The sequence below is a fragment of the Elizabethkingia bruuniana genome, from assembly GCF_002024805.1.
In the GTDB taxonomy this organism is placed as follows: domain Bacteria; phylum Bacteroidota; class Bacteroidia; order Flavobacteriales; family Weeksellaceae; genus Elizabethkingia; species Elizabethkingia bruuniana.
Window position 1 is genome coordinate 3563689 of record NZ_CP014337.1, and the last position, 26600, is coordinate 3590288.

30 protein-coding genes are annotated in these 26600 nt (G+C 36.4%); 22 read left to right on the forward strand and 8 right to left on the reverse strand.

Features of this window, described 5'->3' with window-relative positions:
• Window positions 1–3: 3 nt before the first annotated feature.
• The 11 genes from AYC65_RS16670 (at window position 4) to AYC65_RS16720 (ending at window position 5445) form a co-directional block, all read left to right on the forward strand.
• Entirely contained in the window at window positions 4–468 is a 465-nt protein-coding gene (locus tag AYC65_RS16670) for a hypothetical protein (RefSeq protein WP_052114588.1), read from the forward strand.
• A gap of 211 nt (window positions 469–679) precedes the next feature.
• Window positions 680–1645, forward strand: a complete 966-nt coding sequence (locus tag AYC65_RS16675; protein WP_059333856.1) for an RNA-directed DNA polymerase — start codon at window positions 680–682, stop codon at window positions 1643–1645.
• Window positions 1624–1920 carry a hypothetical protein gene (locus AYC65_RS20840; protein WP_034870769.1) on the forward strand — a complete coding sequence of 99 codons (297 nt, stop codon included), beginning with the start codon at window positions 1624–1626 and terminating at the stop codon, window positions 1918–1920. The genes AYC65_RS16675 and AYC65_RS20840 overlap by 22 nt, the downstream gene beginning before the upstream one ends.
• Before the next feature lie 12 nt (window positions 1921–1932).
• A complete protein-coding gene (locus tag AYC65_RS16685; protein ID WP_052114762.1) occupies window positions 1933–2400 on the forward strand; it encodes a hypothetical protein in 468 nt (155 codons plus the stop codon).
• Window positions 2401–2402: 2 nt separating this feature from the next.
• A complete protein-coding gene (locus AYC65_RS16690) occupies window positions 2403–2939 on the forward strand; it encodes a hypothetical protein (RefSeq protein ID WP_034870768.1) in 537 nt (178 codons plus the stop codon).
• Window positions 2936–3304: a conserved phage C-terminal domain-containing protein gene (locus AYC65_RS16695; RefSeq protein ID WP_034870767.1), complete on the forward strand. Its 369-nt coding sequence runs from the start codon at window positions 2936–2938 to the stop codon at window positions 3302–3304. Before AYC65_RS16690 ends, AYC65_RS16695 begins: the two co-directional genes overlap by 4 nt.
• Window positions 3234–4001 (forward strand): hypothetical protein, encoded by a 768-nt coding sequence (locus AYC65_RS16700; protein WP_131828170.1) that lies wholly within the window; start codon window positions 3234–3236, stop codon window positions 3999–4001. The genes AYC65_RS16695 and AYC65_RS16700 overlap by 71 nt, the downstream gene beginning before the upstream one ends.
• A complete protein-coding gene (locus AYC65_RS16705) occupies window positions 3985–4224 on the forward strand; it encodes a hypothetical protein (RefSeq protein WP_034870765.1) in 240 nt (79 codons plus the stop codon). Before AYC65_RS16700 ends, AYC65_RS16705 begins: the two co-directional genes overlap by 17 nt.
• Window positions 4221–4499 carry a hypothetical protein gene (locus AYC65_RS16710; protein WP_034870764.1) on the forward strand — a complete coding sequence of 93 codons (279 nt, stop codon included), beginning with the start codon at window positions 4221–4223 and terminating at the stop codon, window positions 4497–4499. The genes AYC65_RS16705 and AYC65_RS16710 overlap by 4 nt, the downstream gene beginning before the upstream one ends.
• 161 nt (window positions 4500–4660) lie before the next feature.
• Window positions 4661–4882: a hypothetical protein gene (locus AYC65_RS16715; protein ID WP_059333855.1), complete on the forward strand. Its 222-nt coding sequence runs from the start codon at window positions 4661–4663 to the stop codon at window positions 4880–4882.
• 23 nt (window positions 4883–4905) lie between these two features.
• Window positions 4906–5445 carry a DUF4468 domain-containing protein gene (locus AYC65_RS16720; protein ID WP_034869320.1) on the forward strand — a complete coding sequence of 180 codons (540 nt, stop codon included), beginning with the start codon at window positions 4906–4908 and terminating at the stop codon, window positions 5443–5445.
• A 317-nt stretch (window positions 5446–5762) separates the two neighbouring features.
• Here AYC65_RS16720 and AYC65_RS16725 read toward each other — a convergent pair whose 3' ends face one another.
• From AYC65_RS16725 to AYC65_RS16760, 8 genes are all read right to left on the reverse strand, one after another.
• Window positions 5763–6197 carry a hypothetical protein gene (locus AYC65_RS16725; protein ID WP_034869321.1) on the reverse strand — a complete coding sequence of 145 codons (435 nt, stop codon included), beginning with the start codon at window positions 6195–6197 and terminating at the stop codon, window positions 5763–5765.
• Between the two features lie 19 nt (window positions 6198–6216).
• Complete coding sequence (locus AYC65_RS16730) at window positions 6217–6750, reverse strand: phage virion morphogenesis family protein (RefSeq protein WP_034869323.1); 534 nt, start codon at window positions 6748–6750, stop codon at window positions 6217–6219.
• Window positions 6751–6863: 113 nt separating this feature from the next.
• Window positions 6864–7259: a hypothetical protein gene (locus tag AYC65_RS20845; RefSeq protein ID WP_131828166.1), complete on the reverse strand. Its 396-nt coding sequence runs from the start codon at window positions 7257–7259 to the stop codon at window positions 6864–6866.
• A 107-nt stretch (window positions 7260–7366) separates the two neighbouring features.
• Window positions 7367–8542 (reverse strand): phage minor head protein, encoded by a 1176-nt coding sequence (locus AYC65_RS16740; protein ID WP_052114666.1) that lies wholly within the window; start codon window positions 8540–8542, stop codon window positions 7367–7369.
• 113 nt (window positions 8543–8655) lie between these two features.
• Window positions 8656–9936 carry a phage portal protein family protein gene (locus AYC65_RS16745; protein ID WP_034869326.1) on the reverse strand — a complete coding sequence of 427 codons (1281 nt, stop codon included), beginning with the start codon at window positions 9934–9936 and terminating at the stop codon, window positions 8656–8658.
• A 2-nt stretch (window positions 9937–9938) separates the two neighbouring features.
• Window positions 9939–10349, reverse strand: coding sequence for a hypothetical protein (locus tag AYC65_RS16750; RefSeq protein WP_034869328.1), 411 nt, complete (start codon window positions 10347–10349; stop codon window positions 9939–9941).
• Between the two features lies 1 nt (window position 10350).
• The gene (locus AYC65_RS16755; protein ID WP_034869330.1) at window positions 10351–11868 is read right to left on the reverse strand and encodes a hypothetical protein; all 1518 of its coding nucleotides are present in this window, start codon (window positions 11866–11868) and stop codon (window positions 10351–10353) included.
• Complete coding sequence (locus AYC65_RS16760; protein ID WP_034869331.1) at window positions 11868–12335, reverse strand: MerR family transcriptional regulator; 468 nt, start codon at window positions 12333–12335, stop codon at window positions 11868–11870. The genes AYC65_RS16755 and AYC65_RS16760 overlap by 1 nt, the downstream gene beginning before the upstream one ends.
• Window positions 12336–12522: 187 nt before the next feature.
• On the opposite strand from AYC65_RS16760, the gene AYC65_RS16765 reads away from it, so the two are divergent.
• From AYC65_RS16765 to AYC65_RS16815, 11 genes are all read left to right on the forward strand, one after another.
• Window positions 12523–13491, forward strand: a complete 969-nt coding sequence (locus AYC65_RS16765) for an HK97 family phage prohead protease (RefSeq protein ID WP_034869333.1) — start codon at window positions 12523–12525, stop codon at window positions 13489–13491.
• Window positions 13492–13519: 28 nt separating this feature from the next.
• Window positions 13520–14464 (forward strand): hypothetical protein, encoded by a 945-nt coding sequence (locus AYC65_RS16770; RefSeq protein WP_034869334.1) that lies wholly within the window; start codon window positions 13520–13522, stop codon window positions 14462–14464.
• Between the two features lie 76 nt (window positions 14465–14540).
• Entirely contained in the window at window positions 14541–14930 is a 390-nt protein-coding gene (locus tag AYC65_RS16775; RefSeq protein WP_034870411.1) for a YcbK family protein, read from the forward strand.
• Between the two features lies 1 nt (window position 14931).
• Window positions 14932–15255 carry a hypothetical protein gene (locus tag AYC65_RS16780; protein ID WP_034870410.1) on the forward strand — a complete coding sequence of 108 codons (324 nt, stop codon included), beginning with the start codon at window positions 14932–14934 and terminating at the stop codon, window positions 15253–15255.
• A complete protein-coding gene (locus tag AYC65_RS16785) occupies window positions 15252–15956 on the forward strand; it encodes a DUF6808 domain-containing protein (RefSeq protein WP_034870409.1) in 705 nt (234 codons plus the stop codon). Before AYC65_RS16780 ends, AYC65_RS16785 begins: the two co-directional genes overlap by 4 nt.
• A 10-nt stretch (window positions 15957–15966) precedes the next feature.
• Complete coding sequence (locus tag AYC65_RS16790) at window positions 15967–16368, forward strand: hypothetical protein (RefSeq protein ID WP_034870408.1); 402 nt, start codon at window positions 15967–15969, stop codon at window positions 16366–16368.
• Window positions 16369–16405: 37 nt separating this feature from the next.
• Window positions 16406–16879 (forward strand): hypothetical protein, encoded by a 474-nt coding sequence (locus AYC65_RS16795; protein WP_034870407.1) that lies wholly within the window; start codon window positions 16406–16408, stop codon window positions 16877–16879.
• Window positions 16879–17364, forward strand: coding sequence for a hypothetical protein (locus tag AYC65_RS16800; RefSeq protein WP_052114728.1), 486 nt, complete (start codon window positions 16879–16881; stop codon window positions 17362–17364). Before AYC65_RS16795 ends, AYC65_RS16800 begins: the two co-directional genes overlap by 1 nt.
• A 211-nt stretch (window positions 17365–17575) precedes the next feature.
• The gene (locus tag AYC65_RS16805) at window positions 17576–21976 is read left to right on the forward strand and encodes a hypothetical protein (protein WP_079114102.1); all 4401 of its coding nucleotides are present in this window, start codon (window positions 17576–17578) and stop codon (window positions 21974–21976) included.
• 5 nt (window positions 21977–21981) lie between these two features.
• Window positions 21982–22410 carry a hypothetical protein gene (locus AYC65_RS16810; protein WP_034869649.1) on the forward strand — a complete coding sequence of 143 codons (429 nt, stop codon included), beginning with the start codon at window positions 21982–21984 and terminating at the stop codon, window positions 22408–22410.
• The gene (locus AYC65_RS16815) at window positions 22407–26597 is read left to right on the forward strand and encodes a hypothetical protein (RefSeq protein WP_059333857.1); all 4191 of its coding nucleotides are present in this window, start codon (window positions 22407–22409) and stop codon (window positions 26595–26597) included. Before AYC65_RS16810 ends, AYC65_RS16815 begins: the two co-directional genes overlap by 4 nt.
• The last annotated feature ends 3 nt before the right edge of the window (window positions 26598–26600 follow it).

Consider the following 26600-nt stretch of genomic DNA (forward strand, 5'->3'; position numbering starts at 1 on the left):
ATTATGAACGAATTAAAAATTGAAATCCCGGAAGGGTACAAAATTGACACTTTTGATAAAGCGACAGGTGTTGTAAAGTTTGCTGAAAAGCCTAAGGATATCAAAGACAGAGTAAAAAGTTTCGAAGAGGCTTGCGATGTTCTGGGAATCACCCCACAAAACCCAGATTTGGAAACTATTCCTACTAAATTACAAAAACCCTTATTCGCACATTACAAGCTATGTATTATTGCAATGGCGTTAAATGAAGGATGGGAACCTGACTGGGATAATGACGACGAGTACAAATATTACCCTTGGTTTGATATGGAAGGTTCTTCGTCTGGCGGGTTCTCGTGCGACGACTTCGTTTGCGTTTGCTCGTATTCGATTGTCGGCTCTCGCCTTTGCTTTAAAAGCAGAGATTTAGCAGAATATGCTGGAAAACAGTTTGAAGCAATTTACAGAGAATACTTTGTGATTGAATAATTGATAATAAGGTTGTGCAGTGTGTTGCTGTAGTTCTTCGTCTGGCAGGTTCTCGTACAACGACTACGATTACGATAACTCGAATTCGAATGTCAGCTCTCACCTATGTTATTTAACACTGCAAACCCTGCCTCTTGGCAAAAAACAACTCACTTTCCAAAAGGCGTTGGTAGGATATTCCGAAAACGACTTTTTTAAAAGCAAAGGCAAAATGAAAAGATTAAACAATCTATACGAGAAAATTATCAGCATCGAAAATTTGATGCTTGCTGATGAAAAAGCCCAGAAAGGAAAGGCTAACAGATACGGCATTATGCTGCATAATAAGAATAAAGAAAATAATATTATGAAGCTTAACACCCAGTTACGTATGAAAAGCTATAAAACATCTGAATACTCAGTGTTTAAAGTGTATGAACCAAAAGAGCGTGAAGTATACCGTCTGCCGTTCTTCCCTGATAGAATTACACATCATGCAGTAATGAACATCTTAGAGCCGATATTCGTTTCAACTTTTACTGCTGACTCTTATAGCTGTATAAAAGGAAAAGGTATTCATGCAGCTTCTTTTGCAGTACGCAAAGCTTTAAAAAATGTCGAAAAAACTACCTATTGTCTAAAATTGGATGTTGAAAAATTTTATCCAAACATCGACCACGAAATACTAAAAACATTACTACGAAGAAAATTTAAAGATACTGATCTGCTTTGGTTGCTGGATGAAATTATAGATAGTGCGCCGGGGCTTCCTATTGGTAACTATTTAAGTCAGTTTTTAGCAAACTTTTACTTAACCTATTTCGATCACTGGATCAAAGAAAAAAAATCAGTAAAGTATTATTTCAGGTATGCAGATGATCTGGTTATTTTATCTGATAGTAAAGAATATCTGCATCAGCTTTTAAAAGAAATTGAAACCTACTTTAAAGAGCGTTTAAAATTAACAGTAAAAAATAACTGGCAAGTATTTCCAGTATCAAAACGAGGAATTGACTTTGTAGGCTACAAACATTATCACTCGCACGTTTTACTACGTAAATCAATCAAAAAACGTTTTGCCCGAATGCTCAAAAAAAGACCAAACAAAGCTTCAATTGCTTCTTATAAAGGTTGGACAAAGCATTGTGATTCAAAAAACTTACTTAAAAAACTGGGATGTTCAACTTTAGCGAATTAGGAATAAAGCCAAAAGAAAGCACCTTCATAGGTGATAAAATAAGCATAGATAAAATTATAAACACTGAAATACTGATATTTGATTACAAAGTGGAGCCGTCGAAGGTAAAGCCCGGAACAGAGCTTCTCACTTTGCAAATAGAAAGAAAAGGCGATAAAAATATACTCTTTTGCGGATCAGCAAATTTAATATTCATGATTAGGCAGGTTCCTAAAGACAAGTTTCCTTTTAAAACAACCATAGTTAAACAAGATAGAAGACTCGAATTCACCTAAAACTCTACTAATATGATGACAACCCCACACGAACAACTTAAAGAACTATTTGCAGACAGAAAACCAATGGATGTTGCAATAGAGATTAGCGGATTTACCGGGTTTAGAACTTCAAAAATAGATGATCTTTCAACAGAAGAAGCTATAAACCTTTTGGCTATTCATAAGCCTTTACCAAAGGATATCGAAGCGAGAAATAATGCTTTACTGGAAGAAATACTATGTAAAGAATGGAGAAGCAAAATTTTAGCAGTTGCAGAACAGGAAGGAATAAAAGAATCCGGAGACTTTCAAAAATTCAATAACTGGATGTTACAGTACTCTGTTTGTAAAAAGCATCTGAATTCCTATGATCTATCAGAACTAAAAACTTTGTTGACACAAATGCAGACATTAAAGTATAATAATGCAAAGAGTGCTGAAAAACCAATGAATGAGGCATGGTGGAGAAAAGGGCAAAAACTTAAAAATTTAAATTAATTATGATACTATCTTTCAAAACACAGATTAACGGAAAGCCAACATTATTTCCGGAAAAGATTTTCGCAGGTCTGATCAAAAACAAAATTGTTCCCGAATCAAAAGAGTTTTTCAAGTGCTATAGAATGCCTCCAATGTTAATTAGGCTATTAACTCCTAAAATTCATACGATTCGTGAAGACAGTTCCAGTCGTTGGAAAGTCGGAATGATGATTGATTTTTTCATTAATGTCAGAACAAAAAATATGTTTCGTTTTGCTCCTCAAGCTCAGGTGATATCAGTTCAGGAAATTTTCATGACCCGCAAGGGTTCTGATTTGGAAATTACAATATCAAAAGAACATTCTTACATCGGTGGTGATGACTTCTATTTGTATTATGATGCAAAAGAACAATTATCCATAAACGACGGTTTCGACAGTTATTCTGATTTTGTTAAGTATTTCTATGATATAATTGAAGAAAATGGTAGAAAGACTGGGAACTATTGGTTTAAGGGTAAAATTATCCACTGGACAGATTTAAAATATGAAAAATGAATACAGAAACCATCACCCCAGAAATTGAAATACTAAATTATTTCAATGAGATTACAGGAAAGCGATTCAAACCGATAAAAAGCAATACAAACCCGATATCAGCAAGATTTAAAGCAGGATATACAAAAGAGCAGATGCAAGAAGTTATTCAGCTTAAGACCCTAGAATGGAAGAATAACGAGGTAATGGCGCAGCATCTATGTCCAACGACAATATTTCGCCCGTCCAACTTCGATAAGTACGTAAACCAAGTGGAAACAGTAAAAGCCAACCCACAACAATACAAACAGTACTATGAAAAGCTTAATAAAGTCTACAAGCCAGCCGACGACCTTGGCGATATTGCAGCAATGTACGGCGACTGATAGAAAAGCATTTAATATGCAATTGGTGAAGATAGAACAAGGACTCAGTGTTCAGGAATCTATCGAAACAGGGTTAGTATTAACTAATGTAGTACGGGATAAAGAAAGTAAGATTTCTGCTATCGAGCAAATATGCAAGATTATAGAATACTTTCAGGAGCTTACTAATGTTAACAAGAAAATGGAAGCTTTCCAAATTCAAGTACTTGCAGGCGATCTTTTAGACGCTTTTACAGGTGATACGATAGAAGATATCATTCTCATGTTTAAAATGGCTAGAAAGGGCGAATTTGGGCAAGTATATCGAATTGACGGAATGGTAATTATGAGCTGGGTTCCTCAATATTTAGAATATAAGGCAGAAGAAAGGGAAAGATTATACCGAAAGCAAGAATCACAGCGCAAGAAAGAGGAACAAAATTCAGATATTTCGGATAAAGCTATTGAAAAACTTGATTTACTTATTTCTAAGCTTAGCAGTCCTGTAAAGGATTTAGAAGCAAAACCACATCAGTATAATTTAACCCGCGATTCTTCAATAAGTTTTGTAACCTATTTAGAAAACTTACCAGAATCATGCAAGATACTATCTAAAAAAGACCTTGCACAGCAAATTACAGCGACGGCATTTAGTTGTCCTGAAGCACATGAAATTTTAATCGCAGAAAAAGAAAGAAGAAATGAAAAAAAGAAATAGTCTCATTGGTAAAATAGCTATCGTAGATTGCTTAGTAGAGCAGTTAGAAAAAATTGGAATTAAAACAAATCCACATGTATGCCCCGGCAAAAAAGTTAAAATATACAGGTATGAAGGAAAACATCCTGATTTTGGAGAAATGTATGCTGTAGATGATGGTTCTGGTATTTCTCCTCTGTTTTTCTTTACTATACCATTAAAATGGCTAAATGTTCAAGAATGATTAAGTTAACACAAGTAAATGACGTTATCAGAATGGAAATAAAAATGCATATTCCGCAAAGCGATATCATCAGTTTTCTACAAATAGAAGGCTACGAAATCAAAGCTTTTATTCAAAAATTACCCGCTACCGAAGAAATGTTGGTAAATGAACCAAAAACAGAAGTTTACACCTTTACAGCAACAAAGCAGGATGAAAAACAAAGCGAAAATACATTGTATTTAAAGGTGTTTGAAACAGAAGTTAAAAAGCTTTTAAAAACACTTAATAAATAATTTTAAAATTCCTTACGGATTGCCGTAATAGATAAAAATAATCTGGAATTATCTTTGGTTATAAAAACAATGAAGGAGGCTAAGAAGTAGATTAATATGAATGTATCATTGGTTAGCCTCGGGAAACCGGGGCTTTTTTGATAACTTTTAATAAAACTAAAATGGAAGAAATTAAAATAAACGCACAAACAGAAATTATAAAAAATATACAGACAGCATTGAAGGACTGTTCTATTGGTATAGGTATTGCAACTAAAACAGATATTACGATTAAAACTATTGCAACAAATAGCCAGACAATTATTTTTTCACCTAAAATGGGAAAAGAAATTTCAGCTAAAGATTTATTTTGGCTTGGTTACTTTGTAGGAAGAGATTATTAATTAAATTTGAAAAATTTTAAACTATGAAAAAGCTGTTATTATTTCTTACTCTATCAACAATATTTGTTAATGCACAGACATTTCAGCCTGATAATGGGAATTATAATAAGTATGGAAAGCAAGTATATAAAATAGATACTGTAATGGTATCTAACCAAACAAAAGAGAGTGTTTTTAGTAATAGTTTAGCTTGGCTTAGTAATAACTTTAAAGATTCAAGGAATGTTATAGAAACTAAAGACATTAATTTGGGTGAAATTACATTTAAGTGTTTTTATCAAGAAGATTTTTTAACAGGAGTAAAAAAGAATGGTAAAGATACATACCTTCCAATTAAAATATTTTATACAGGGAAATTTCTTATTAAAGATAAAAAGTATAGAATTATATTGACAGATTTAAGATATTCTTATTTGACAGATTCAGAAAATAATATAGACCTAAGTGATGATATCACATATAAATACAATAAAAAACAGATAGATGTATCTCTATCATTTTATAAAATAGTACTTAAAGATATTGTCAATTATCTAAATCGAAAATCAGACAATGATTTCTAGCACAATACAAATAAACGCCAACTTGCACAAGTTCAGGCGTTTTTTTATTTTTGTAGTAATGTCAAGTGTTACTAACATATCAAAAGGTCGCAGCCCGTTCTTAATCCAAAATCGCAACAACAAATTAGCGGCTCGTTTTTATTGGTACAGCTGCCTTTTAGGACTTAATTTCTCTCGTTGTCTTAGCGAATTAGAACAGGAATTCGACATATCAGAAAGCCGCATCTGTGATTTGATCTCAGAATGCGGCGACATTATTTCAGAACTTGAAAGGAACCAGGTATCTATACAACAGTTAAAATCCCGATTCCCTTTTTTTAGTTGGAATTATACATACTCTCCCGCCAAGACGTTGTCCATTGCTGTGCAATCGTCTTTAAACCTTTTCTAAGTTGCTGATCCGTTTTAGCGGTATTGGTAAAGCTTCTAAATTCAGAATCCTGATAACCTTGCAAAATACTATGTATTTTAGTGTTAAGAGCCATATAGCCAAGTCCTTTTTTTCGAACGGCTTCAGGTGTAATATTATTTGTTTCCGAATATGTTTTATCAATTACCAATAGCTGAATATTTCCGATTACAATTTGAAAGACATTATCCACATCTTCTCTAATTTCATTAATACGTACTAAAACCGCAGGGTAAGCCAAAGGGGGTTTTTCTTCCTGAAGTTGTCCGGAATCCAGATCAATATATTTTATCTCCGGAATGGTTCCTAATAATTCTACGATTTTTAAATACAGTTTTTCCATTGTTTAAATAGTTTTTAAATTATTCCATTGCTTTTTTTATTTCATCAAGGCATACTTTTTTAATACGTTCTTTAAGTACCGGGGATTGTTCTTCTGATCCGATAAATTGACGCTTTGGTATATTTTGCTGAATAGTCCTGTTAAAAGCAGAAACCTTTATATTTTTAAAGTTCTTACCTCTTCGGATATGTTCCTTCACCTGCTGATTTATTGTGCCTTTAAAGCCCTCATTGTGTACACGTGCATACGGAACATCTGCACCACCTACTGCAATGGTTACTTTATCAGCTTGAATGGACGCAATCCTGATACTTCTCTTTAATTTTCCAGATTTAACGAGTAATGCTCGCCCTGTATCGTCTTTCTTTCCCCATGCTGTAGGATTTTTCCGTTTTTCCCATGGTTCAAAAGAATCACCCTGCCAGCTTTGTTTTTCAAAATTTTCTAAGGTGAAATTGACCACTTCATTTCCGATAATAGCCGGAAGGTCTCTAAAGGTCTGGGCTAGCCTTTCTTTCTTTTTTGCTAAAATTTCTTCTAATGATTTTGCCATTTGTTTACTTTTGGTGAAATTTTATTTTATGTTTTTACAAGCTTCAAAATTGTATCAGTACAATGAAATGTACTTTACTGAAAACTCAAGATTAATTGCAGATACTAAAAATTTTAATTTTTATCTTGAGATTGATCGCATAGAGAAGATTTCACCACTGATTCGTACGGATATACTTGCTGTGAATCGTGGGAAATTCTTTCATGTACCTTTGTATTGGAGTGATAAAACTGAATTGCAAGCGGCTCTAAAGGCAAACTTATCTTGTAATTACAATCTTTCACCTCTGGAATTATACCTCGAATTTGAGGCTTTGGATTTTTCACAAGAAAGCCCGTTGCCAGAAAGTGCGTTAAAAATATTGAAAGCCTATCTTTAGCAATAGAACAGCTGAATTCTTCCGCATCATTTTCACTCAGTGGATAACTGGCTGTATTTGGGATATAGTCTTTTAAAACACTTTCTCCTTTTTCGTTTTGGATGTCGTATGACAATATTAGTTTGTACATTATTATAGTTTTTAATTGATATTCAGAATATTTTGTATATTTGTGTAACAAAGAGACCAGTTCGGCTGCTCATTGTGCTTAAAACCACTTCCACGGAAGTGGTTTTTTTATGGATAATAGTAAACTTTATCTTCTACGATATAAATGATTTTATCAAAGCGGTAGCTAGTTTGACCGTTATACATTCTAATAGAATTACCAAGCCATTCTATATTAAAAGCGTCACTGTTTGGGAAGTACAGAATTGCAATTTTCGCTTCTTTATCCTTACTATGATTTAAAGCTCTTTTTATTGTATTCTTACCTGTACCCATTATAGAGCTAATATCAAATGATTCTCCATTCAATAATCCATCTACTTTCTTTCCGGGGATATTAGAACTTTCATTTGTCAGAATAATTTCGTCACCCTTTTGAAAAAAAAGATCCTGAACTAGTTTCTCATATTTTCCGGTTATTTTATTGAAGTTATGACCGATGTGAATTGCTTTTAATCCTCCATCCTTTCCAAATTGTACTTCCTGATAGTTTTTATCATTTAAAAACTGCTCATATTTCTGCCAGCGGTTTGCGAACTCGTCTGACATAGCCAGAACCTTTTTAGGGGTATTTTCGATATAAGCATTCTTATCTGTGAAAATTTCACCACTCAGGGCAACATTATTTTTAAAAGCTTCCGGTATTTCCGGCAACTCAACATCAGGTGTAGGCGTACCGTTTCTTAGCTTCCGGAGTGTTGTTCTACAATTAAAGTGATTCGGTGGGAAAAAGTATATTAATCTTTTATCATCAACCGACATAATAACATTGTGCAACGGACTGCATATTTCGCTTGTGTGGTCGTCCATTACGACATCAAACTGTACATAAGGAAAAATATGTTTATCCTGTTGTATTTCCTGCCATAAACGGCTCATTTGTGCCGATGCTACAATTGTATCGTATTCTGTTCTCAGATATCGGTTTGAGGTTCCAACAACGAGCTGCGCTTCTCTTTTAAACTCATTCCATGGGCGAACACTTCCATCAGGACGCAAAAGAAGATTTGAAAGCTTTACACAGTCATTATAGTTTTTAGCTACAGCAAACTTCCAGACGTTTTTTTTCAGCATTTCCCGCATAACATAATCCGGAGAATCATAATCAATCTTTTGTCCGAATACGTTATCTATTGGTTTTACCAGTTCTCGAGTGGTTTTAGTAACAATAGGCTTGTTAATACTTCCGTCATTGCCTTTATTGCGGTAGATGTCCTCTAAAGCATTAATCCATTCATACGCCAATAAATCCGCCCAGTCTGGTTGTGGTTTATGTGAAAGCTGGTGTCCATGGCTACAAATATGCCTGTACTCATTTTCAAGACGTTGCCAGTCCAGCTCCTCATATAGAAAATACTCTACTGAGGAGCGTTGCCGAAAAAATTTAATACCTTATCATACAGAGATAAACTTTTGGCATCTACTTTTTTAGGTTTCTTTTCCTCCTTTGGAGGCTGATCCGCAGGTGCTTCTTCCTTGCTTGGATTCGATTCCTTTGTCTTGGTTTTAGTACCTTTTGGTAAACCGAATGTAGTATAGAAGTATTCATCGTCCACACCTTCTGCGGTCTTTTCATCAACTCTCAGAGCAATATCCAGTTTATCTATAAGAGGCGTATCATCTTTATCTAAGAATTTAAAAAAGCCTGCTTTTACCGGGTAACCCCTTTTTTCAAGTATTGGCACCAAATACGTATTCAAATATCGCTGTACAAAACGGCGATCACTCTCTGCAATTTCTTCTTCTGTTTTCTGGTGTACCTGTGATTGTGATAGACTGGAACCGTTTTTTGTGGTCATTGTCTGTCCGATAATACCAATCAATATTTGTTCATCAAGCCATGAAAGAAATTTGTCGTGTACTACGGTTTTACCTTCGCCACTGCTTATTGGTTTTATATCGCTATTTTTACTCATAACAATAGAACCTCCGGCACCTCGTTTTGTCATTGAATCTTCCATTTCTGTGCGAGCGTTTTCATCCTCCGGATCATAAAGTCCTGCAAGAATGGGAATTCCGAACAACTCACAGAATTGCGCATAATCAGCGCCCCCATTTCTTTTGAATATAACATACGGTGCAACTCTGGTTAAAAAACCTAAATCATCATCCTTTCCGATGTTTAAAATAAAATCATCGTTTTCATAAGAAATGCCATCATCTTGTGAAACGTCCTTTAATATTACTTTTCTTTTGGTATCTAAATTCTGTCTGGGTATCGAATAAATATCAAAAGAAGGATTGAATGCAAGTTCTACAACAGACTTTCCATAAGCTTTGGATAAAATCAATTCCTGCAATAGTTCTTCAAATTTCAAACTGTCTATTAAGTCGAACATTTCATCTATCTCATCACCATCACTCAGAAAAACAATATCGTGGTTTGTTATTTTTCTAATTCTACGGTCTAGTGCATCAGCCATAACCGGATCGAGTAATAAATCATTAATGAGTAATGTTAACGGGCTTCGTTTTCCTTTATCTGCGGATTTTATTGCACTTCGCCATTTTACCACATCTGTTGAATCCCTTTTTGGAGGTTGCACGACAAGAACCTGACTGATTTTTATATTCTGTCCGTTATTACTGCCTTTGGCTTTCGCTGCTAATGTTTCAAAGCCGATTTTTGTTTCTTCCATGATTAGTAGTAATTTTCACGTTTTGGGTTAGAAGTATATTTAAAGGAGGATGCTTCTTTGGTTTCCTTCCGGGGTAAGCTAGTAGGCATTCCTTTGTAAACTGCCGTTAGCCATCCTTTGGCATCCTCATACCGCAATTTCTTATCATCATAATCAATACTCGGGTTTGCTAAGCCAATTAGTTCCCATATTGCAATGTCTTTAATGATTTTAACCAGCAAAGGGCTTCGAGCATCACCCCTTTTGTCAAAAATTTCGGCTGTATCATAGTCTTTCATTAACTTACTTTCTGCAAACTCTATCGCCATATCAATACTGGCAAGTGCAATAGTCTCATCTTCCCGGATAATGGCTTTTATTTCTTCATCGTATGCGTGTGTCCGGAGTTCGTCCGGTGTAATAAACTGGTTCATTTTAGTATCGTTTTTTATTTATTGGTGGTCTGTAATGTGAAGGCGGGGCTGTTTGTATAAGGTTTTTATGATTGATGATCCATACACCACCCTCACAAGCATCTGGTGCATCATCATTTGCACGGCTTTTTGGTGAAAGTGCCAGAAATTGGAATTCAACAGTCTTCATATCCGGTGTACCTTCCAGATAATCTGCGAAAATCAGCTTCACACTACTGTTTAAAGGTTCCAGATTTGATTCTATACGGTAAAATTTATCAGGCTTTGACCTTTCATCTGCTTTTAGATTTAATGTCCGGTTATGGCGTTTATTAGCTTTCTTGATTTCCCTTTTTAAAGTGTCATCAATCCACGGGTATTCTATGTACAGGAATAATGCGCTTTTATCGTTCACGAACTTTAAAGCTTCAAACTGCCATTCGATCATATTTGAAACAGAGGTTTGCTGACATCTAACCCAAAGCACATGATATTCATCTTTGTATTTTCCGATAATAAAGGTTGCTTTATAGTCTCCGTTTTTCTTGTAGGAAGGATCGGTGTATGCTACCAGATATTTATACTTATGTAATGGCTGTACCTTACCGTAGTGCAATTTTTTGAATACCTTACCCAGAACAATAGGATTGTTGAAGTATTCTTTTTGTGCAGATGCTGCTGAAATCTTAGACAGTACCCTGTCAATCATTGCTTCAGTGTTCTTTGTCGGCCATGTAGATTTTCCGTTTTTATCACGGATGTTTACAATCTCGTAGAAATCGGCAATTTCCATTGCCTTTTTAATGCAGCAGTAATCTGCAATGATATTTCCATTGAATATGACTAACAAAGGATTAGAAATTGAACGTGTACCATATACTGCCTGCTCGAACCATTCCCATTTCTTATCTATGATATCAGGGTTTCTGCAATCCTCATCTGTATCGAAGTCGTCCATTACAACACTATCGGGACGGAATTCTTCATTCCTCGCCCCTCTGGGAGCCTGTCCGGCACCTACAGCAATGAACATCGATCCTGAACGGGTTACAAATTCATCTTCTGCCCAGTTTCCATAATTGACCTGATCCCCGTAATCGTTTCTTAAACGTGGGTTTTTCTCAAATGCCAGTTTATAAGGTTTTAGAAGTCGTACCGCTGCATCCTTATTGGCAGAAATCATTAATGTAAACTTCTTTTTACCTGTACAGTGCAAGAATAAGAGTTCCATCATTGTACGCCCGGACTTTGAAAGCTCCCGTGACCATGGTCGAACCTCATAAAATTCTGCATTTTCTAATACCCTGCGAGTAGATCGCTTATGAAAAGGCATAGGTTCAGCAGTACAGTATTTTTCAAAATAGTACTTGAACCATTTTTCAGGGTCTGATTCTAAGCTTTTTATCCGATCCTGCTTTTCTTCGGGAGTTTCGGTAGTATCTACAACTTCAGTATTTTGAAGTGATTTGTAGTACTCATCCCAAAAACTTAAAGCCTCCCTTTCCTCACGGGTAGTAACAAGTTTCTTTTTAATAACCATTACCCCCGGATTTTGTATTTAATAAAAGCATCTGCCAGATGCGAAATTTCCTTTGCGTTTTGCAAATCACTTCTACGAATAAATTTCACAAATGCTGTCATTACGTCAACCGTTCCGGGAATTCCGGAATCATGTTCCAGTACCGCAATATCTTTTAATAAAGACCTTCTCAATTGTGCCTCTTTAAAGTCTGCGAAACGTTGTCCTACGGGCTTTTTCTTAATAAATTCTTTTAGCTCAGCTAATTCATCATACCATGAAGACAACAGTTCATCCCGGGTTAATGGAATGTTCCTTTTAAGTTTTGCCCAGCCTTCCTCTTCAATCCATTTGGATATCGTTTTTTCGGTTACTCCTGTTCTTTCGGAAAGTTCTTTCTGGGTAATGTCTTCAGTAAGGTAAATCAGCTTTGCCAGTTCCTGCTTTTCAAGCAGTTCATCTTTGCTTAATCGTCCTTTCTTTGCCATTGTTTTGGTTATTAGTTGTAGCAAAGTTCCCTTTATAGAAGGGCTTAGAGAAGCTGACGATCTATCATACCCTTAAATCGGGGGTATCATACCCGAGATATCGGGGTATGATACGGAGCCAGCTTTTTATCGGTGATTTTTCAGGCAAAATTTGCATCAACAAAAGCAAATAAAAAAGCTAATAACCATGAATAAAGCTCCGCTATTTATAACCAACGATCAACAAGTCCGAAACTCGTACGGATTCTATGTTGATACCGCAGGAATCGATTTAAAAAGCCGATTCGATACAAATCCGGTTTGTCTCAATAATCATTCTAATGATACAAAGGATGTACTGGGTAAATGGATTGATATCGAAGTTAAGGACGGTAAACTTTTAATGCGCCCTGCATTTGATACAAAAGACCCGGCAGGTGAAGAAGTTGTCAGAAAAGTATTATCAGGAACTCTTAAAGGTTGTTCACTGGGAATTATGTTCGATCCTGCTGATCTGGTTAATGAAGGCGGAAAACTTATTCTTAAAAAATGTGTACTGTTTGAAGTCTCAATTGTAGCAGTACCATCTAACGGTAATGCAATCGCATTATTTAACATGAACGAAGAAAGGCTTTCTGAGGCTGATATCAAATCCCTTTGCCTTTCATTACAAACCGTTAATCCATTTGAAAACAATAAAACAATGAAAATCTTACTTGCGCATTTGCAACTCCCTGAAGGATCAACGGAGGAAGCAATCCTAACCGCTATTAAAGCGACAGAATCACAATTAACAGCGTCAAAAACTCAGTTTACAGAGTTAAAAACAAAATATGATGCACTGGAAGCAAAACAGAATGCCAAGCTTCAGGCTGATTACGAAGGTTTAAAGACTGCGGCATTAAAAGACGGTAGAATCGATGCTGCTGCTGTTCCTACTATTGAAGAATTGCCACTGGAAAAACGCATAGACTTACTAAACACCCTACCAAAGAGAGGTACTGTAAAAGAAGCTATCGAAAGCACCGATGGAAAATCTACGACAGAGAAGTACGAAAAATTAAGCTGGGAGCAGCTTGATAAAGGAAATCACCTTGCGACATTAAAATCAAAGCATCCGGAGTATTACGAGCAAAGGTTTGAACAGCAATATGGTAGAAAACCTAACAAAAAATAAAAATTAATAACCATAAAAACTCATAACAATGCCATTAGAAATCGAAGTTTGGGATTCCACAATCCAAGAAAAACTAACACAAGATAACAGCTTTCTAACACAGGTTGCAGATGTTTCTTCTGATAATATTATCAACGGAACAATTGTTCACCTTCCACAAGCTGGTGATCCTTCTGCTGTAGTAAAAAACAGAACTCAGGTTCCTGCTACTCCAAAAAGAAGGACGGACGGACAAGTTCTTTATTTAATCGATGAGTATACAACAGACCCTGTATATATACCAAATGCTGAAACAGTGGAATTATCCTATGATAAGCGTAGAAGTGTATTAGATCAGGATGTGCAAAACTTATCTGAAGAAGTTGCCGAGGGTATGCTGACAAACTTTATCGTATCACCGACCGGAGATAATGCAACACTGCCAACTGCCAGTATTCTGGAAACTTCCGGAGCAGCTGTTGATTCCGGGTTAGCAGGATCGACAGGAAAAAGAAAAGCATACGCAATTGGAGACCTTCAAAAACTTAGAAACTTTTTGATCAAGCAAAAGGCTTGGAATGAAGGGGTGATGAACGTACTGCTAACTCCTGATGCTGCTACACAAATGTTCCCTGCGGAATCTGCGATTACAGCAACTTATATGGCTGCTGTGACTGAAGCAGAAAGACGCTCAGGAATTATGTATAAATGCCAAGGCTTTAACATTTTCGTAAGATCAAGTGTTTATACACTGGCTGAGGATAAATCATTTAAAGCTTACGGTTCCGTTGTAGCTCCTACAGATTGCGAAGGAATATTTGCATGGAATAAAAATATGCTTGAAAAAGCTATTGGTACAACTAAAGCATTTGAAGATATCGGTTCACCAACCATGTACGGTGATGTGTATTCGTTCCTTGTAAGAGTTGGAGGGCGTGCAAGACGTAAAAACTTTGAAGGTCTTGTAGTCTTAAAACAAGCTGCATCCGCATAACTCTTCTTCATATCTATTATACCAACTCCCGGAAGGGTCAAAGCTTCCGGGTGTTTATTAAAAACTAAAACAAGCCATGAAACTTACAAATAATTTTAAATCCGAAGAGTTTGCCTGCCACGATGGAAATCAAGTACCGGAAGCTTATATACCTAACGTAAAAAAGGTAGCTGAAAATTTGCAAGTATTAAGAGATTATCTGGGAAAACCTATTACTGTAAATAGTGGATATCGTAGTCCTACTTATAATAAGCGTGTAGGTGGTGCGCCCAAATCTCAACACCTTACAGCATCTGCTGCTGATATTCGAGTTCCCGGAATGACATCGGTACAGGTAAGAGCTACAATTTTAGAACTAATCTCACAAGGCAAAATGTACAATGGAGGTTTAGGATTGTATGACACTTTCGTACACTACGACATTAGAAAGCAACCAACCCGTTGGGATTATAGAAAACAAAAATAATATGTCTCCAGAACTACCGCAGCCCTATTCTCAAGAAGATATCAGGAAAGACCCTAAGGCGGTGGTTATCGGGCTACTCATAGGACTTCTATTAATATTTGGAGGTGTTATTGGAGTTCTTTACAACCGCAAAGAGCAGCAGACAGATGACTGCTCAGAGAAAATAGACAGTCTTTATTTTACAATAATAAAAGAGCGTAATAAAAGGATTGATACCTATGAAGCTATGATTTTCTACAAAAAGAAATCAGATTCATTTGAAGAAAAAGAGAAAAAAACAAAAGAATTAACCCAACCATTAGTTACAAAAGCATTACAACAATGAAATCACTAACAGCCAATATTTTTGCTTTTATTCTTGTTGTTATTCTGTTGCTTGCAAGCATTGGATTAAATATCAAACAGGAATTAAAACGAGCTGAAAAGGAAAATGAAATGACATCCCTGTTAACTCAGGGGGGTAATAACAAAGTTGTTGAAAAATATACTAGAGACAGTGTAACACATACTGTCTTTAATGAAAAAATAATCAACAATACTAATTCTGAAAAAATAGCTGCATTAGATAAAACCTATGCAGATAGTATTCAGAAAGCTTTAAAAATAAGCTTAGATAAAATAGATCAGGTCACTAAAATAAACGGTAGGCTTGAAGCGCAACTGGCTTTATTTACAAAGCAGACACCCTCGGGGCAAACCATTAAAACACATAAAGACAGGTATCTTGATTTAGCCTATTATCCGGACACTGATTCTGTAAAGATGTCATACAATATAATGATGAATGATGTCCGGTATAAAAAGAAAAACTGGTTTCTGGGAGCAGAACATAATTACATTGATATGTATTCTGATGATCCCAGAGTAACCATAAATGGTGTAAAATCCTTTAGGATCAAAGAAAAGCCCCAAAAACGGTTCGGATTCGGATTAAATGCCGGATATGGTATTGCAAAAGATGGTAATACCATGAAACTACTGCCATACTTCGGCATAGGTGCCAATTACAACTTAGTAGAATTTTAAAAAATATATCATGTCAAAAACATTTAAAAACGTATTCGCTGCGGCGGCAGTTGCAATTTTTGCAACACATAAAAACTTAGATGAAATCTTTGTTACCTCAGATAGTCAAGGTTTCACAGACGAAGAGAAAGCAAAGGATCAAGCGAGATATCTAAAAAACAAAGATGTGAAAAAATTCACCAGAGGTTTTGAAGATAGCTTTATTGATGATGAGCAGGATTCTGAGGGTGAAAAAACAAAAAAGGATGCTGATCCAAAAAAAGACGATGCAGAACGCCCGGCTTTAGTTGAAAAATATACGGAATTATTCGGTAAGCCCCCTCATCACATGATTAGAGTTGATAAACTAAAAGCCGCAATAACCGATAAGGAATCTGAATTGGCTAAAGGAAGCAACCCTCCTCAGGAGTAATTAAAACTATTTAATAACCATTTAAACTTAAATTAAAATGTCAACATTATTTGGAACTAAAGCATTGGAGAGCGCACCTGTAGAAGTTGACGGCTCTATTCCGGCAGATGCAAAGTTTACAGAACTTTGTAAAACTTATCGAAACTCTGTTGAGTTTGTCGATGATGATCCAAACGTTCAGGATGAATTCAGCGATCAGGATGATGATCCAATTGAATCTTTGGTGGAACCCGGAGCAACAAACGGGAAATTTTCAACTTTCCAATTCGATACTGTAACCTTACAAAAGCTTTTCCCAACCGGAACTGTAGTAGATTCAGCATTTACATTTGGTAAAAACTTAGGTTTTGTAACAGCATTACGCTTCAAAACAGACAGTGGTCACCAGATCACATATCCAAAGGTAAAGGTTATCGCAAAGAAAAATTTAAAACTGGTGAGAAACGGTATTGCATTAATTGATTGTACAGTTAAAGTTTTATCACAGCCTCAGCTTAAAAAATTACCATAATGGACGAGAAAGCAATCGATATTGAAAAGCTTGCTCCCGATTTACTTTTAAAAAGAGGTGTTCCAGTGCCAGTCACGGCACCTCTTTTTCTTAGGGTATTTAAGAAGAAAACAATAAAACTGGTACTATTTCACCCTACAGGGCGAACGCTATTAAAAATAGCATCAAAGTACCTTTCAATGGGAGTAATCAATGATGAAGATTTGAGCCTTCCGGATGCTATCAAAGCTTATGCAGATCATGGAAAAAAGGTTCATGAAATTGTTGCTTTAGGTTTTTTGAATTCTCCATACTTAAACTGGTTTCACAAACCATTGGCGTGGTGGTTACGCAGAAAGCTTACCGAACAACATTTTTTATTTCTGTTCAATTTATTAATGACTCATGGTGGTGTTGAGGATTTTATAGCCACTATCAGATTGATCAAGACGATGAGGATAACCAAACCGATGACAAATCTGAGTCCGACGGAAAAGGCGAGTTAAAAAGCGAAAGCTTTCATAGCGTCTTAGGGTTCATTTATACAATTGCAGAAAAGACAGGTTGGAGCCAAAACAAAATACTGGACACTCCATTTACACAATTACTATTAATGCTTGCTGATGCTCCAAAACTGAAAAAGAGTAAAGAGGCACCAAAAACAATATCAACCGATGAAGAACTCGAAAACTTCTTCGGTGCAGAAATTCAATAATCATGGCAGACGAATCAATTAATATAGAATTTATTCTCAATACTCCGGCATTACTGGAAGAGTATAATAAAATGATTGCCTCCGGAAAGAATGTTGATGATTCCGTTGACGCAATAAAAAAACGTTATCAGGAACTGGCGGCTGCTCAGGTTCTGGGTGTTGAAGGTGCCAGAGATTTAGCCGATGCAGTGAAAAATATTGGCAAAGATTGGGAGTTTACAAAGAAAGGAAAGGAATTTCAGGAAGGTATAATTCAATCCAAAAATACTCTTGATGCCTTTAAATCTATGTTAAAGGAAATAGAATCTGCCCATGCACAATTGAACGAAGAATTATCTAAGACCCCAAAAGGTGAAGCTTATGATAAAATAAAACAAGAAGCTGATGATTTAAAAATAACCATTGATGGTTACAACTCAGTTATAGAGCAGATGAGCCAGTTGGTTAAATCAGCCGAAGATCAGTCAGAATCATTTGCAAAAAAACAGCGTGATGTTAATGATGAATTAAAGCAATTGGCTGCAAACGGTCAGGAAGGTTCAGATAGATATAAAGAATTAAAGGAAAAAGCCCAGGAATTTAAAGAGGCATCAGAAAAAGTAAATAATGACATTAAAGACGGCAATACATTATTGCAGGGACAGGTCGAAGGTCTCAATATGCTTATTAGTACAATAAGCGTTGCTCAGGGCGTAATGGCATTATTGGGAGTAGAAGAAGAGAATCTCCAAAAAATAATGCTGAAAGTACAATCATTACTGGCAATTACCATCGGGTTACAACAAATCAGTGATGCATTAAATAAAAAATCTGCATTCAGTACAATTGTACTGGCAAAGGCAAAGGAAATTTGGGCTGCTGCCAATTTAAAGGTTGCAACATCCTTAGGAATTTCCACAACTGCTGCACAGGTATTTACCGCAACTATAACAATGGGGCTTTCCGTTGCTATTGTTGCTTTGATAGCTGTTTTGCAATCATGGCAGGCTGCACAAGCCCAAACGGCAGCAGATCACAAAAAAATGACCGAAACAATTGCTAATAGCCTTGCAGACCCTATCATTCAGTATCAGAAAATGAAAACTGAATGGAATGCTTTAGCAGACGATATCAAAGCCAAAGAACAGTATATACATGATAATGCGGCAGCCTTTGAAAAATTAGGTGTAAAAGTTTATTCTGTTTCAGATGCTGAGAATTTATTTGTAAAAAATACCTCTGCATTTATTGAAGCGATGCAATTACGTGCAAGGGCTGCTGCTGAATTGGAAATTGCTCAGGATAAATGGAAAGAATATTTGACCAATTACGATAAAGTAATGGCTAATAATAAACGCTATAATGAAGCTACTTTTGGAGGTGTAGGAAGGTGGACAGAGAAAAATATTCTTTCTCCCATGGGCTTAGGTGATAAAACGGTTGACGACATGAATAAAATTTTCCAAGATCAGTGGAAAATGATTAATGCCAATATTCAACATACTAATGAGGCTGCTAAAAAATTATCAGATGCCGGAATTAAAATGACAACTGATCCTGCAAAACGTGGTACTGTTCAATGGTTAAGAGATCAAATATCGTCATTAGATAAACAAATCAATGATGGTACAGTTGGTACACGTGCTTTAGCGGAATTGGTAGCCAAAAGAGAAAAATTACAAAAACAGTTAGATGCTGCTCTTGGTAAAAAGACAAGAACCAAAAAAGAGCGTGAACGTCAGATGGCTGAAATTTATCCAGATGGCTCTATAAAGGATTTAGAGCGCAGAATAAGCCTGTACAATGAAGCTTTGGATAAAATAAAAGACGGACAGGTTAGGCTTCAAAAAATAGATCAATTCGGAAAAACTAAGGATAAAAAAGGAAATCCATATTTCACCGGAGAGGTTGTTTCTGAAGCAGAAGCAAAAAAACGCCGTGATGCATTGGAAGTTGAACTGGAAGAAAAGAAAAATGCTGTTAAGTATAAAAGCTTTGAAGAAATGGTTTCCGCTATGGAATCCAGATGGCAAAAATATTATGCGTATGAAAAAGAATATGGTTCAGAAGCTGCAAATAAACAGTTTCCTGAACTCAAAAAGCTTGCAGCATCATACTTCGATTACTTAGAAAACCAAAAATCAGTATTTGACAATCTTGTTTCCTCTGGTAGTGTACTTTCTGAAGGGCAACAGAAAAACCTTGATCTGCTTAACCAAAAAATAAAAGAGCTTAGAGGAGATAAGCCAATATTGGAAAATACAACTCGCTCTGTAGAAGTAGCTTTGGCAAAGCTTCCAATACTTGCAGATCAGATTTCATATCTGGAAAAAGAAATTACTAAAGCTGAAAACGACGGACAAAGCAAAAGTAATGGTGTGTACGCAATGCTTACGGGAAAATGGGTTGAAAAAAAGCAGGAATTGACCAATATGGTAACTGAAGTAATTAATACTCATCAATCTTTACAAGTAAAGATAACTGAGATTACTTCCAGATATGCTACTCTTCGTCAAGAAATTGAGAAAAGAAAATTATCTCCTGAAGATGCTGCTAAACTTTTAGCTGAATTAGAGAGGGAAAAACAACATGAAATTGATGTTGTTCAATCTGCGGAGTATGCTAAATCAACAATTTACGAAAGATTTTCTCAAAATTTACTGGGGATTACAAAACGTGAACTAGCTATTCGCATTGCTTCCTTAGAAGAATATATAAAACTAGCTAAGAATAATTTAAATACAGAACAACAAAAATTTATTGCAACCGAAATAGGTAGGGCAAAAGCCATAAAATCCACATTTAATATTGGAGTAGAAGAAAAAGCACTTTTACAACAAAAGGATGTTTTAATAAGAAGGATTCAGGATAAACAAAAAAAAGGTATCACTGATATTAAAGAGGAAAGTGAAGCTTTAGAAGTTGTAAACGGCAAATTAAAAGATATTCTTGCTAAAAAAGCTCAGATGGCTTCAAATATTGCGGGAGCAATGGCATCAGGTTTTAAAGCTATAGCAAGTTCTGTTGATGATACTAATGAGGGGCTGGCAGATACTTTAAATACTCTAGGAGATATAATGAACATCGCACAAAATGCAGCAGGAGCCTTTGCTTCGTTTGCATCTGGGGACATTATCGGAGGGATAAGTCAAACATTTAATGCGATTGCTGGAATATTCTCATTAGGCAAAGCAGCTCGTGAATCAGAACGTAAAGCACGGGAGGAAATCAAAAAATATAATGATTCTATTTTTCAGTCCGGTCTGGATTATAACGAAATGCTCCGTAAGCGTATACTGGACGAATTAAAACTGAATGATGTATATAAAGCCCGCATCCAGAATATCAAGGATGAAATGGCAGCCAATACGAAGAATAAAGAATCTATAATCCGTGATCAGGAAGCCGTTTTAAAACGCCTTTTAAATGCCGACACTGTTGTGGGTATGCACACGGAAAAATACGGTGGTTTCTTAGGAATAGGAAGAAAGACAAGAGCCGTAGAAGATATGGCAAAGGTTGGTGATCTGTTAGGCTTGAAAGGCTATAAGATTGCCCCATTCAAAGGGATGTCCGAGTTTATGAAAAAGTTCTTTGGCATTAAGTCACCAGTAAACAACGACCTAACCGAAACCATAGGTTTAACAGATGAACTTTTCGATCGTCTTGCAAAGCTTAACGCTGAAAAGCCACTAACCGGAGACGCTAAAGCAGCGTATGACCAATTACTAAAGCTTCGTGAAGAATACGGTTCTATCGAACAAATGAACCGGGAACTTGAAAAGCAGTATAAAGATACTATTACCGGAGTAACCGCCCAGAATATCGGGGATTCTATACGTGAGGGTATTTTATCCGGAAAGAAATCCTTTGCAGATTTTGCCGATGATATTGAAGATATTTTGCGGAAAGGGATTATTGCCGGAATGGAGGCAAAAGTGATCGAGCCACAAATGCAGAAGCTTCAGGATGCTTTGGCAGAATATCTGGGTGACGGTGTGCTTACGGATGATGAAAGGAAGCAGTTCCAAGAAATGTATATGAAAGTTGCCAAAGAGGCAAAGGATTACATGGACTTAATCAACCAATCCGGAATAAATATCGGTAACGAAATTGGCGGTGCTAATTCCTTACAGGGAGCATATAAAGCAGCATCACAGGAAAGCATTGATTTATTATCAGGTAATACCGCAGGAATGCGTCTGGCTATATTGGAAGGTAACGGAATAATGAAAAATGGCTTTGCAGCAATGATGGAAGTAGCCAGTCGTCAATTAGCCGTACAAATGGATATTGAAAAGAATACCCGTAGAACGGCAGACAATACCGAAAAACTACACGATATCGATGAAGGTATTGATAGTTTGGGAGAATCATTGACTAAAGAATATAAAGCCCTGCAAGCTGCGGGAATAATAAAGTAATAACCATGAATGCAAATAAATTTAAAGATACCCTAAACGGTAAAAATCTGTTATCAGATTTTAATTTAGTTATTCAGACAGGAACTGCCGGGCTTTTAGATTATCCAGAAAGAAAGGAAAGCCTTTCCAATGATTGGGCGGAGGAAAACGGGCAGGAATATGATTTGTCTTCACCAAAATTTAAAGATAAGGAAGTAACACTCAGTTGCGCTATGATGGCTCCGGATGATGGTGATTTCTGGTTTTATTATCAGGCGTTATTTTCAGAAATCGCAAAGCCCGGATGGCAAGACCTTTACATATATGACCATTCCCAAACGTACAAGGTATTCTATAAAAAAACCAGTGGCTTTGTAAAGTCACTAAAAAGGCTCAAAGATGTGCCAACAGTGTTTGTAAAATTTCAATTAACAATACAAGTTAAATTCGCATGAGATACGATATAAAAAGAGGAAATACAGTTATTGCCAATATTCGTCCAACCGGAAAAATAACTTCCCGGATCATGGGTGAGGAATTGGTTAATATGTCCTTTGCATTAGTGCGAAAGATTGAATTTGCTATGGGTGATTATGTAGATGTAAAAGGACGCAGGTATTATCTTTTAGATTCTCCGACTATTGTTCAGAAATCGACAAAAGAATGGCAATACACTCTAAATTTTAAATCAGTTAAATATCGTTTAACTGATGTTTCAATGCTATTTTATGATGAATTAAATAATCTTACTGTTCCCACATTTGATATTATGGGAACGGCTGAAAAAATGATTGATCTGGTAATTACAAATGCAAACAGAGATCAGTCAGGATGGACAAAAGGCATCATTGATAATACCGAAACAAAGCTTGTTAGCTTTGACGATATAAATTGTCTCTCTGCACTTGCAAAAATTGCCGATGAATTTAAATTGGAATACTGGATTGATGCAGACCAAAGCATACATTTTACCGAAAGAAAACCACAGGCAAATATTACACTTGAATACGGGCGTAATAAAGGATTAAAAACACTTACACAAGCACCTTTGGCGGATGCTTCCATTGTAACCCGGTTACGTGTGAAAGGATCAGATAAAAACTTACCGATAAAATATCGTAACGGTCAAAAGAGCCTTAGAATTGATGTTCCATATTTAGAAAAGAATATTGATAAATATGGAGTGATTGAACATACCGAAACTTTTGACGATATCTACCCGCATAGAATCGGAACGGTGACCTCTGTGGATGCAAACAATCCTTTTGTATTTACGGATAACACTATTGATTTTGATTTAAACGCAACCGATGGACACGGTAATACAACAGTACTTATCAAAGGGCTTTCTGCTAAAGTAACTTTCCAAACCGGGCAATTAGCTGGGTATATACTGGAAATTAAAGAGTACGGTTACAATAGCCAAACTAAAACATTTACTCTATTACCAAATAAAGAGGAAAAAGCGTGGAATATTCCGTCCAATGTTATACGTCCGGCTGTTGGTGATACTTATATTTTGTCGGATATCCAAATGCCGGCTCAATATGTAACTAATGCAGAAGCCTTACTAAAAGCCAAAGGACAGGATTATTTAAATTTAAATAGTACTCAGCGTTTCACATATACAGGTGAAAGCGATCCGTTATTATTTAAAGCGTTGAATTATCAGCTTTCTTTGGGTTCCATGATCCGTTTAAAATCTGTTGAATTTAGTCTGGATTCTGATGTTCGTATAACCGGATTAACAGAAGACCTACAAAACCCGTATGATGTACAGCCGGACTTTTCCGATGTTACCTATACTTCATCTATTGTTCGGCAATTTTATAAGCAGGAAAAACAACAACAAACAATAATTAAAGAGCAACGGTACAATGCTGCTGCTGCTCGTGCTGCTTATTATTTCGGATTAGAGCTTTCGGAAAAAACTTTTGATTCCGAGGGTTACTTTGATGTAAACAATATAAAGCCTGCATCCATAAATACAAAGCTTATTTCGTTAGGAGGACGCATGCAGCAGTTCGCTCTGCCTGATGTTAATTTCTACTTAGAAAATAACTATACCTCACTACGATATACTTCCGGGAGAATTGTTCATGCAACAATAGCAGATACGCCCCGCACATGGTACATTCCTGCAACTACAATTTTAAATCTTAGTGCAGTATACCAGTATGTTTATATTAAATGCCAACGTAATGGAACGAATGCAAACATACTTGTAACACCTAATCAAATAACAGTAGAGCAAGACCCGGATTTCTTCCATTTTGAAGCGGGTTATATTTCATCTATCCAAAACGGGTTCCGTGTGTGTAAAATGACGTATGGCTTTGCTCAGATCAACCCGCAAGAAATAAGCATCGGTCGATGGACTTCACCCGTAGGCGGTGATTATATTGCTTTCAATGAAAACGGCATTGAAATTAAGGGAAAAGTAACCTTTGCATCCGATAGCCCGGCACTTAACCAGGTGCAGGAAAAAATTGATGCCATACAGGTCGGAGGTAGAAATTTAATATTACAATCCAAAATGATACCTGTAGAAATGGGCGGAGGAGCTTCATTGCAATTGGAAGCTGGTGGATTTCAATTGACAAATGCAACTGAATATTGCAAGTGGAATACTTCCAATGTTCAACAAGGGTTACTCACTATGTCATTTAAAATTAAAAGAATTGAAGGCTCTGGAGACGGTCGAAATATTAGGTTTTATAATGGTACAGGTTACGAGGAAATACCAAATACTTCTAACATAACAACGGAAACTATTGTTACGTATAGCTTCCGTAATTCCGGGAATATTCAAGGCCTGTATATGACTTTTTTAACTGGCAGAATTGAAATATCATGGCTACAGTTGGAAAGTGGCAACAAAGCCACCGACTGGACACCTGCACCAGAAGATGTGGAATCAAGCATTTTGAAATCCAAAACCGACAGTGTCACAGCCTCCAAGGCTTACAGTGATGCCCAAGATGCACTCAAAGAAACAATAATCAAAGCCTATTCTGATGAAAAAATCTCCGAAGCTGAGAACAGATCCATTATAGATGCTACTAATAAAGCAGATGCAGCTAAAACATACGCAACTGCACAGGATAATCTTCTAAAAATTCAACTAGAAGCCTATGCTGATGGACAAATAGACATCGAGGAAGCCGCAAGAATCCAACAAGCTCAAAATAATTTAGCCGCTGCAAAAGCTTACTCTGATGCACAGGATAATCTTGCAAAAATCGCCGCTAATGCCTATGCAGATGGCGTAGTAGATGCCGAGGAAGCTCGTGCCATTGCGGATGCAACCGCAAAAATGGAGACAGCGAAAAATCACGCCCAAACTTTGGTTAATAATGTACAGGTAGGAGGTCGTAATTTAATATTGCAATCCAAAAAAACACCTGTAGAAATGGGCGGTGGGGCATCATTACAATTGGAAGCTGGGGGATTTCAATTGACCAATGCAACTGAATATTGCAAGTGGAATACTTCCAATGTTCAACAAGGGTTACTCATTCTATCCTTTAAAATTAAAAGACTTGAAGGACAAGGCGATGGTCGAAATATTAGGTTTTACAATGGTACAGGTTACGAGGAAATACCAAATACTTCTAACATAACAACAGAAACTATTGTTACACATCAATTTACTAACAGTGGCAATTTTGAAAAATTATACATGACCTTTTTAACAGGCAGAATTGAAATATCATGGCTACAGTTGGAAAGTGGTAACAAGTCTACAGACTGGACACCTGCACCGGAGGATGTTGATAATAAAATCAAGCAAAACGAGCAGCAGACAGCACTTGCAATGGCACAGGCAAACAATGCGCAGAATACAGCAAACAGAGTAAGTCAGTTAACTTCTTTTATGAATACTACTGTAGACGGCAATGTAGTGGCTTCCGGGACAATGCTCGTAGGTGATGTAAATGGAGGGAATGCCGGAATGACTGGTGTTACTGATCGAGGTAGTGATTCGGTTAGATTCTTTTTAGGTACTAATTATGCGAATAAAAATAAAGCTCCTTTAGCATTTATCGATAAAGGCTTAATTCAGATGCATCACCCGAATGGGGTACTAGGTTTTGAAATGGGCATCGTTAATGGAAAGCTTGTTTTCAATGTCTATGACAATTCTGGCAACAAAACTATGGAAATGGGTTCACAGGGGATTATTTTCTCAAATTATATTCCTGATAGTTGGGACAGCTATACATTGCTTACTATTCCCGCAGGTAGTACCAACACTGATGCTGATTTAGAAAATTTCCTAAGAGGCCAATTGAATATTACTACCCATCAAAATGATACCGAAGGATGGTGTAATGTTGATTTAAATCAAAATACTACTTACTGGAGATATTCAGCTGGGGTTTCTTATGATTCAGCGAATTATAAGCAGTATGAAAAGTTTTACTACGACACAGACAATAGCAAACAAAAGCCAGGACCTTCTACTCCTAAAAAATGGGATGGCTGGTATGCAATGCCTGCTCATGCGCAAGGTTCTGATGCACCTGTTGGTGGAATGTCAAATTGGAGCATTACAATACTATGTATACGGTTGGCAGGAGGCGATCAAGTACAGACAAAAAATATATCCATGTCAGGATCAGAATTTATACACCCTTAATAA

What these genes read in the sequence shown, in the direction of transcription:
- AYC65_RS16670 (WP_052114588.1), top strand. Translation starts at nt 4, where the DNA reads ATGAACGAATTAAAAATTGAAATCCCGGAAGGGTACAAAATTGACACT.
- AYC65_RS16675 (WP_059333856.1), top strand. Translation starts at nt 680, where the DNA reads ATGAAAAGATTAAACAATCTATACGAGAAAATTATCAGCATCGAAAAT.
- AYC65_RS20840 (WP_034870769.1), top strand. Translation starts at nt 1,624, where the DNA reads ATGTTCAACTTTAGCGAATTAGGAATAAAGCCAAAAGAAAGCACCTTC.
- AYC65_RS16685 (WP_052114762.1), top strand. Translation starts at nt 1,933, where the DNA reads ATGATGACAACCCCACACGAACAACTTAAAGAACTATTTGCAGACAGA.
- AYC65_RS16690 (WP_034870768.1), top strand. Translation starts at nt 2,403, where the DNA reads ATGATACTATCTTTCAAAACACAGATTAACGGAAAGCCAACATTATTT.
- AYC65_RS16695 (WP_034870767.1), top strand. Translation starts at nt 2,936, where the DNA reads ATGAATACAGAAACCATCACCCCAGAAATTGAAATACTAAATTATTTC.
- AYC65_RS16700 (WP_131828170.1), top strand. Translation starts at nt 3,234, where the DNA reads ATGAAAAGCTTAATAAAGTCTACAAGCCAGCCGACGACCTTGGCGATA.
- AYC65_RS16705 (WP_034870765.1), top strand. Translation starts at nt 3,985, where the DNA reads ATGAAAAAAAGAAATAGTCTCATTGGTAAAATAGCTATCGTAGATTGC.
- AYC65_RS16710 (WP_034870764.1), top strand. Translation starts at nt 4,221, where the DNA reads ATGATTAAGTTAACACAAGTAAATGACGTTATCAGAATGGAAATAAAA.
- AYC65_RS16715 (WP_059333855.1), top strand. Translation starts at nt 4,661, where the DNA reads ATGGAAGAAATTAAAATAAACGCACAAACAGAAATTATAAAAAATATA.
- AYC65_RS16720 (WP_034869320.1), top strand. Translation starts at nt 4,906, where the DNA reads ATGAAAAAGCTGTTATTATTTCTTACTCTATCAACAATATTTGTTAAT.
- AYC65_RS16725 (WP_034869321.1), bottom strand. Translation starts at nt 6,197, where the DNA reads ATGGAAAAACTGTATTTAAAAATCGTAGAATTATTAGGAACCATTCCG.
- AYC65_RS16730 (WP_034869323.1), bottom strand. Translation starts at nt 6,750, where the DNA reads ATGGCAAAATCATTAGAAGAAATTTTAGCAAAAAAGAAAGAAAGGCTA.
- AYC65_RS20845 (WP_131828166.1), bottom strand. Translation starts at nt 7,259, where the DNA reads ATGTACAAACTAATATTGTCATACGACATCCAAAACGAAAAAGGAGAA.
- AYC65_RS16745 (WP_034869326.1), bottom strand. Translation starts at nt 9,936, where the DNA reads ATGGAAGAAACAAAAATCGGCTTTGAAACATTAGCAGCGAAAGCCAAA.
- AYC65_RS16750 (WP_034869328.1), bottom strand. Translation starts at nt 10,349, where the DNA reads ATGAACCAGTTTATTACACCGGACGAACTCCGGACACACGCATACGAT.
- AYC65_RS16755 (WP_034869330.1), bottom strand. Translation starts at nt 11,868, where the DNA reads ATGGTTATTAAAAAGAAACTTGTTACTACCCGTGAGGAAAGGGAGGCT.
- AYC65_RS16760 (WP_034869331.1), bottom strand. Translation starts at nt 12,335, where the DNA reads ATGGCAAAGAAAGGACGATTAAGCAAAGATGAACTGCTTGAAAAGCAG.
- AYC65_RS16765 (WP_034869333.1), top strand. Translation starts at nt 12,523, where the DNA reads ATGAATAAAGCTCCGCTATTTATAACCAACGATCAACAAGTCCGAAAC.
- AYC65_RS16770 (WP_034869334.1), top strand. Translation starts at nt 13,520, where the DNA reads ATGCCATTAGAAATCGAAGTTTGGGATTCCACAATCCAAGAAAAACTA.
- AYC65_RS16775 (WP_034870411.1), top strand. Translation starts at nt 14,541, where the DNA reads ATGAAACTTACAAATAATTTTAAATCCGAAGAGTTTGCCTGCCACGAT.
- AYC65_RS16780 (WP_034870410.1), top strand. Translation starts at nt 14,932, where the DNA reads ATGTCTCCAGAACTACCGCAGCCCTATTCTCAAGAAGATATCAGGAAA.
- AYC65_RS16785 (WP_034870409.1), top strand. Translation starts at nt 15,252, where the DNA reads ATGAAATCACTAACAGCCAATATTTTTGCTTTTATTCTTGTTGTTATT.
- AYC65_RS16790 (WP_034870408.1), top strand. Translation starts at nt 15,967, where the DNA reads ATGTCAAAAACATTTAAAAACGTATTCGCTGCGGCGGCAGTTGCAATT.
- AYC65_RS16795 (WP_034870407.1), top strand. Translation starts at nt 16,406, where the DNA reads ATGTCAACATTATTTGGAACTAAAGCATTGGAGAGCGCACCTGTAGAA.
- AYC65_RS16800 (WP_052114728.1), top strand. Translation starts at nt 16,879, where the DNA reads ATGGACGAGAAAGCAATCGATATTGAAAAGCTTGCTCCCGATTTACTT.
- AYC65_RS16805 (WP_079114102.1), top strand. Translation starts at nt 17,576, where the DNA reads ATGGCAGACGAATCAATTAATATAGAATTTATTCTCAATACTCCGGCA.
- AYC65_RS16810 (WP_034869649.1), top strand. Translation starts at nt 21,982, where the DNA reads ATGAATGCAAATAAATTTAAAGATACCCTAAACGGTAAAAATCTGTTA.
- AYC65_RS16815 (WP_059333857.1), top strand. Translation starts at nt 22,407, where the DNA reads ATGAGATACGATATAAAAAGAGGAAATACAGTTATTGCCAATATTCGT.